The 6,741-nt window shown below is 35.9% G+C and carries 6 protein-coding genes and 1 pseudogene; 6 read left to right on the forward strand and 1 reads right to left on the reverse strand.

The annotated features are described in order from the left end of the window. Window positions 1–310: 310 nt before the first annotated feature. From EKM66_RS12245 to EKM66_RS12265, 5 genes and pseudogenes are all read left to right on the forward strand, one after another. A pseudogene (locus EKM66_RS12245) lies at window positions 311–1,258 on the forward strand (LCP family protein); the annotation flags it as partial. Between the two features lie 600 nt (window positions 1,259–1,858). Then, window positions 1,859–2,536, forward strand: coding sequence for a hypothetical protein (locus EKM66_RS12250; protein ID WP_125765000.1), 678 nt, complete (start codon window positions 1,859–1,861; stop codon window positions 2,534–2,536). Window positions 2,537–2,633: 97 nt separating this feature from the next. Next, window positions 2,634–3,890, forward strand: a complete 1,257-nt coding sequence (locus tag EKM66_RS12255) for an ATP-binding protein (RefSeq protein ID WP_164505147.1) — start codon at window positions 2,634–2,636, stop codon at window positions 3,888–3,890. A 153-nt stretch (window positions 3,891–4,043) separates the two neighbouring features. After that, window positions 4,044–4,352, forward strand: a complete 309-nt coding sequence (locus tag EKM66_RS12260; protein ID WP_164505148.1) for a hypothetical protein — start codon at window positions 4,044–4,046, stop codon at window positions 4,350–4,352. A 250-nt stretch (window positions 4,353–4,602) separates the two neighbouring features. After that, entirely contained in the window at window positions 4,603–5,652 is a 1,050-nt protein-coding gene (locus EKM66_RS12265) for an acyltransferase (RefSeq protein ID WP_125765005.1), read from the forward strand. 44 nt (window positions 5,653–5,696) lie between these two features. Here the strand turns inward: EKM66_RS12265 and EKM66_RS12270 are convergent, their stop codons facing one another. Then, window positions 5,697–6,011 carry a hypothetical protein gene (locus EKM66_RS12270; RefSeq protein ID WP_125765007.1) on the reverse strand — a complete coding sequence of 105 codons (315 nt, stop codon included), beginning with the start codon at window positions 6,009–6,011 and terminating at the stop codon, window positions 5,697–5,699. 224 nt (window positions 6,012–6,235) lie between these two features. On the opposite strand from EKM66_RS12270, the gene EKM66_RS12275 reads away from it, so the two are divergent. After that, window positions 6,236–6,682 (forward strand): hypothetical protein, encoded by a 447-nt coding sequence (locus tag EKM66_RS12275; RefSeq protein WP_125765009.1) that lies wholly within the window; start codon window positions 6,236–6,238, stop codon window positions 6,680–6,682. Window positions 6,683–6,741 lie beyond the last annotated feature (59 nt).

Here is a 6,741-nt window from a genome sequence, read left to right on the forward strand (position 1 = left end):
ATGATACCTGATTTTTTCGTCTTGGTGTTTTTTTATTCAGTTTTTCTCAAGTGGCTAACTTGATTATAAAATTTGCCATGAATTTAATTTAAATGATCTACTTAAATGAATTATTAATACTTATTACGGTGGTACTGTTCATATTCATAAAATATTAAGTCTGGACTCCCCACGAGTTCTAGACTATTTTTTTACCCCAGTTTCTACTATATAATAGTGAGAAAACCAACCATTAAAGATATAATTAACATATATCAAAATATAAATAGAAGATGCATTTCAAAGGGATTTTGTATTATAGGGGGAAGCTATGCCACATAGAAATAAAAAGAGTCATCCACTAAGGAACACGTTCCTAATTTTCTTGTTGTTACTGGTATTCGGTGGTGCTGCATATGGGATGTCTAGGTATCGTGATGTGAAGGATTCTGTTAACAGTTCTTTCAAGCCGTCAGGTGCTACTAAGGAACGGGATGTTAGTAAGCAACTTAGTGAGAAGAAGCCAATTTCGATTCTATTAATGGGTACGGATACTGGTGCTTTGGGGCGTGATTACAAGGGGCGGACTGATAGTATGATGGTTATTACGATCAATCCTTCTACCAACAAGACAACCATGACTAGTATTCCTCGTGATACGGCTGTGAATATTCCTGGCTATAAAGATGATTCTCCAGCTAAAATCAACGCGGCTTATACTTTTGGTCAAGCTGAAACTAGCATTAAGACTGTGGAGAAGATGTTGAATGTTCCTATCGACTTCTATGCGCTCATCAATATGGGTGGTATGGAGAAGGTTGTGAATGAAATTGGCGGTGTGGATATTACGCCAACGATGAGCTTCAAGTATGAGGGATTCACATACACTAAGGGTAAGAAGACTCATATGAATGGTAAGAAGGCGCTCGGTTATTCACGGATGCGTTATGATGATCCAGACGGTGACTATGGTAGGCAGAAACGTCAACGTGCTGTATTAACGGCAATTATTCATAAGTCTGGTTCTGTTTCGACGTTATTGAACCAGAAGTTCATTGATTCTATTTCTAGTCAGACTCAGACGGACTTAACTTTTGATAATTTGCGAGCTATCGCTACGGATTATCGCAAGGCAACTAAGAATGTTTCTCAAGACCACTTGCAGGGTACTGGTAAGTCGATCAAGGAACAAAGTATGGAAGTCATGAGTAAGAAGGAGTTACAGCGTGTTACAAATATTATCCGTAAGGGATTGGGATTGAAGCATGCTAAGACTGGTAATGCTGCTTATCTTACTAATGTGAAGAAGAAGAGTTCGAAGTCAGAAGCTAAGGATACTAGTTCTAATGACGATACGAGTTCAACAAGTTCGGTGAATTCTTATGGAACTTCTAATTCAACAAGTTCATCTGTATCAGGTTCTTCTAACTCATCAAGTGGTGTCGGTGCTGGAACTGGTAGTACTGGCAGTTCTACTACTGGAACAACAGGGGCTAGTCGAGGATACGGAACAAGTACTGGTTCTAGTTATGGCACTGGCTCAAGTTCTACTACTGGAACGGGATCAGGTACTGGTTATGGTACTGGTGCCAGTTCTGGAACTGGTTCTAACTCAAGTACTAATACTGGATCTGATAGCGGTTCTGATTCAGGTGCTAGTTCTGACACTGGTTATTCTGACGGTAGTGGTTCTAGTGAAGAATATAGTGGGAATTATTAATACTTTTTATGATTGTGAATTAGTCCTAATGTGTCGTATGTAGCAAATAGTCCTGAATACCAACGTATTCAGGACTATTTGCTTTAAATCAATAATTTTTTTCACATATTCAGATGTATAATTATTTTCATAATACATGTTGAATATGGGGGGATTAAGATGGATTTTGGTAACGTGGCTGATTGGGCCAATGTAGTGGCAACAGCGTTAGGCTTTTTGGGTGCTATATTTGCATTTCGGGACGCTAAGGACTCTAATCTTGGTATAGGTTTGCGTGACTACGAGGAAACTACTAAAGGTAAATCTAGGGGGTATGAAATTGTTGTTACTAATAATAGTGATGATCATTTGATACTGGAGAATTGCTTTGATTATGGGATAGATAAGTATACTAAGTTCTGTAAAGATAGTCATGAGATTAGTTTTGTCAACAAAAAGTCCTTTAGTAATAGGAAGATTGTTGAACAGCATTCAACCGCTACATTATGGGTTTTACCACCATTCCTATTGGACTATCTGGCAGGATATGATAAAGAAATTACAGATACAAATATTGTTAAAAAAGATGAAATAATGAATAATCGAAAGAAGTGGCGGACACTTAAATTCTCCTTTGTGGATCGAGGTAGTGATGATCAAAAAGGATTCTTTCATTTTAAGAAGTTACGAAGAACTTATGTAATCACATTATTCTTGGATGTAGCTCCAGGACATAATCATGCACACATTAATTATGAGTTTCATTCACATAAATTCCGTAAGCATTGTAAGGAATGTAGGAATACCGAACAAAAAATATCTTCGTTAAGAGATCTGACTGTGGCCAGTGACAATTAATTATCTTTTAAAGACGTCTTTTTATACGAAGGATACTTGTCCCATTACTCGACCGTTGATGATAAAATTAGCTAAAGTGTAAATGGAGGGACGAAAGATGGCTTGGAATGGTACAAAAGCTGAGTTGGAACTGGCAAAGTGGTTCACACCCAGTAAACCTGCAACAAGAAATTATGTTGGTCGTGGTACTTTGGACAAGACCATATTTCGCGAATTCTCACAACAGGGTAGACAAGTATTGGTCTATGGTCCTACTGGTTCCGGTAGGACTAGTATGGTGTTGGACAATTTGGAGAAGTTAAGAGATCAGTATGGAACTAATAGTGTCAGAGTTAGCATGACAAATACAACGACACTGGATAGTTTCATAGCTGATGTTGCTAACAAATTGAATTTAGCTCGTCAAATTCAAACAATTGAGACTAATGAAGATAATATTAAAGGATCGAGTGGTATAAAAGTTTTTAATTGGTTTAATGCTAATTTGGAAGGGCAAAATAGGACTACTACACAGGATGTTGTCGAAAAGTATACTGGAACAGATGATTTCTCAATATTAGAAGAAGCCTTGTTTAAACGTAATACAGTATTAGTAGTTGATGATATGGAAAATTTAACTGAAAAAGCTGCTAATCTAAGAATAAGATTGTCTGAAATAGCCAAAAATATGTCTGATGATGCCGTTAATTATGATGATTCATACGCCAAAATAATTTTTGTGGGTATTGCTAGTACTGCGGAACAATTATGGCACGATGTGCAATCATTAAAGAGTCGTCTTGCAACAATATCGGTTCCTTATCTGAATGCGGACGAAAGTAGTGAAATTATTAAGAACGGTTGGGATAGGGCAAAACTTGAAAGTACAGACAATCAAATTAATAAAACAGCCTATATTTCAAGTGGAATAGGTAAAGTAGTGCATGAGTTAGGCCAAAAGACTGGCTATGCGGCAGTTGATAACAGCAGCCCAATTATCAAAGATGAGTATATTTCAGAGGCTATTCACGAAATATTTGAGGTTAATGAACTGGATTATGCTTCAAAGTTGAACAACGCTAAGAATAAAACAGGAACCAAAACAACGGTAAGAAATTATGTATTGTATGTTATGGCTAACGATGATAGAACTACTATGACAATTCAAGATATTTTGAAATCTGTAAATAAACTTCGTAAGGATAGTGATAAGGGACCTAATTCTATAAGTCCTGCTTTGACTCAATTGAAGAGCTCAAAGTTTGATGTTCTTACAAGTGAAGACCGTAATTCATGGAGATTTATTGATCCAATGTTCAAAGCTTATGTTCGTGAGCATAAGGAAGAATTGTTGTTGAAGAACACTGAGATGTAAGTACATAAATCATTGGATAATATTTATAATTGTTGCACCTGATTTCTGATAAATTCAGGTGTTTTCTTATCCAGACAATTCGTACACGAAAAACTCGCTATGTAAATGAACTTTACAAAGTAAAATGTTACCATTTTAAGTGGAGACTTTGGTATGAGTATGCGACTTGAAAGGATGATTCAATTGAGAATAAATGAATTTTCAACTTCTTCCCTTATTGCCGACAATGATTATTTGAAACGTGCTATGGCATCTAAGCAGTTTGACTTGTCACTCGAGATCAGACGACTTGAAAGGGAATTGAACTTGTCACAAAAAGAGGCTTCCGATGCATTGAACATATCTTTGGACAGATTTAAGCGATATGAAGCGGGAGATAAACGTATTCCAGAAGATAGATACCAGAAGGTTATTGATGAATTATCTGATTTACGTGATGATCGTGATGGTGTGTTTAATTGATTGAATGAAATGGTATTTTGACTAATAGATATTGAGATGGATGAGCATCTATAAAATTAGATAATTAGCGTGCCTTTGCTGGTACGTAGGTGTCTGCTGAAGACGAAAAAATCAGATAAATGGCATTCCGTTATAGGTATGCAGGTGTTGGCTAACAACGAAAAAACTCATGTAAAATAGTAGACGACCTCGTAATAAAAATCACGAGGTCGTCTTTTTGTTTTATAATTAGGCTCATGGGGGATTATATATGAAACAACGACAATCGAATTTTGAATTGCTAAGAATTATCAGCATGTTTCTAATTGTACTGCATCATTACGGGATCCATGGAACATTCTTCGAGGGGACCTTTTCATGGCAAAAGGTCGGACTCAATCTTGTCACATCCTTTGGTAAGGTGGGGGTGAATATCTTCGTTTTGATCAGTGCTTATTTCTTGGTTAATAAGACTTTTAAACTTGAACGAATTTATCGGACATTACTGGAAACGTTGTTCTATTCGTATGTGGTACTGGCGATATTCTGGTTCTTCGATCGCAGTAGTCCATATCTAAGTAAGATAAATATCATTCACTTAATATTCCCGATACCATTGGAATATTGGTTCGTTAATGCGTTCTTGTTCATGCTCTGTTTATCGCCATTTATGAATGTGATGATTCATCATTTAACACGACGACAGTATGTCTTCCTATTGTCATTCTTAACATTTATTTGGGTAATTATTCCGACTGTTTCTAACTTGAAGTTGGCTGGGTACAGTGATTATGCTTGGTTCTTATACTTGTATTTGGCAGCTGGTTTTATGAGAAATTATGATCTGCATATTAGTAAAACGGCGTTACGGTTGATATTCTTCGGGTCAGTCACAGTAACACTATTGTTGGTGGCTGATTTGAATATCATGGGGAAGACTAATCAGTTCTTCATGAACTACGCTATCTTCTTTATTTTCCAAAACAAATTACCCATTGTCTTGGCATCATTCTCATTATTCTTGTTAGCAAAGGATTGGCGACTGGGAAGTAACCGATTCATTAATACGATATCTTCAGCAACTTTGGGTGTGTATTTGATTCACGATAATGTGGTTATTCGCTTAGCCTTGTGGACGGCAGTTAATAATGCACAATATAAGACGTTGGCAAGTTCAGTTGGAATGGGGATTCTGATTGCGGCCGGAGTTTATATCACATGCACTGTGATCGATTTGGTACGTCAGTTATTCTTCGCTAAGTTGATGAATTGGTTATCGGTTAAACTTGCGAATGGTACTCGCTGGGTGTTTAAGGTTTAAAATTCAAAAAACGACTATACAATTAATTTTGCATAGTCGTTTTTTTAGAGCTTTTTAGTAATGAATATTTTAATGGCATTCAAGATAATTTGTATAGTAAGAATGTAGACGTAGATATAATCCATTCTTATTTTGAGATAAGGGGCATTAGTAATAATGTTGAAAATAAAAATTACGCAAATAATTATTATGGCTGGCGCATAGGTAACTTGATACTCGAGGTCTTTCAAAATAACGTTCAAGTAAAGTTCCCAATTCTGGTTGATCTGGCTGATTTTGCGATTCAAACAATGTCTGGCATACAACCAAGTAGCGATTAGTACGGGTGCAGCAATCATTAAGTATATGTGAATGAACATACGCTCTCCTTAGAATGATTTTGTTGTAATTAAACTATATTAGTTACTAATCTTGATTACGTCAATTTGCTTATTATATTAAATAGGTTTGAATTATTATTTGAGTAATTGTTTTGTAACTAAATTGTTGTATATTATGTAAGTTGTTGTGATACGAACATACGTGCGATACTATTAACTAGTTGAGATTGGTTAATAATATTGAAAGTTGGTTTGTAGTAACTATGAAATTTGTCATCTACCACGGAACGTCTATGAAGAATGCTTTGAATATTCTAGATAATCGAGAATTTATATCACAGTCCAAAATTAATCACTGGTTGGGAAATGGCGTATATTTTTTCGTTAATGATCCAGATGCCGCAGAATGGTGGGGGAATATGAAATCCCCTGATGATGGGGCTGTGATGTCTGCCGAGATTGAACTCGATGAATCAGAAATTTTGGATTTGGACACCTTGACTGGAGCTAATGTTTTGAATGAATTTTATGATCTTTGGAATGACTTGAATTCAGATTTAGAGTTTCCCTTGGAAACAATCCGATTTATTAAGGATAATCCTAGTCAGGCAAAACATGTTCAAATGTCGATAGTATTGGATTTGATTTTTGAAATGTATGGATATAAAGCATGTATGTATAGTTTTGTTATTGAGAGATTGCAAGTTTAATCCGAACACTTTGTTAAATATCCACGAAATGAATCAATGGCAGTATTCCAGCCTAAAAC

Origin of the sequence: Companilactobacillus hulinensis (genome assembly GCF_003946555.1) — a bacterium.
Taxonomy (GTDB): Bacteria; Bacillota; Bacilli; order Lactobacillales; family Lactobacillaceae; genus Companilactobacillus; species Companilactobacillus hulinensis.

What these genes read in the sequence shown, in the direction of transcription:
- EKM66_RS12250 (WP_125765000.1), top strand. Translation starts at nt 1,859, where the DNA reads ATGGATTTTGGTAACGTGGCTGATTGGGCCAATGTAGTGGCAACAGCG.
- EKM66_RS12270 (WP_125765007.1), bottom strand. Translation starts at nt 6,011, where the DNA reads ATGTTCATTCACATATACTTAATGATTGCTGCACCCGTACTAATCGCT.
- EKM66_RS12260 (WP_164505148.1), top strand. Translation starts at nt 4,044, where the DNA reads ATGAGTATGCGACTTGAAAGGATGATTCAATTGAGAATAAATGAATTT.
- EKM66_RS12255 (WP_164505147.1), top strand. Translation starts at nt 2,634, where the DNA reads ATGGCTTGGAATGGTACAAAAGCTGAGTTGGAACTGGCAAAGTGGTTC.
- EKM66_RS12265 (WP_125765005.1), top strand. Translation starts at nt 4,603, where the DNA reads ATGAAACAACGACAATCGAATTTTGAATTGCTAAGAATTATCAGCATG.
- EKM66_RS12275 (WP_125765009.1), top strand. Translation starts at nt 6,236, where the DNA reads ATGAAATTTGTCATCTACCACGGAACGTCTATGAAGAATGCTTTGAAT.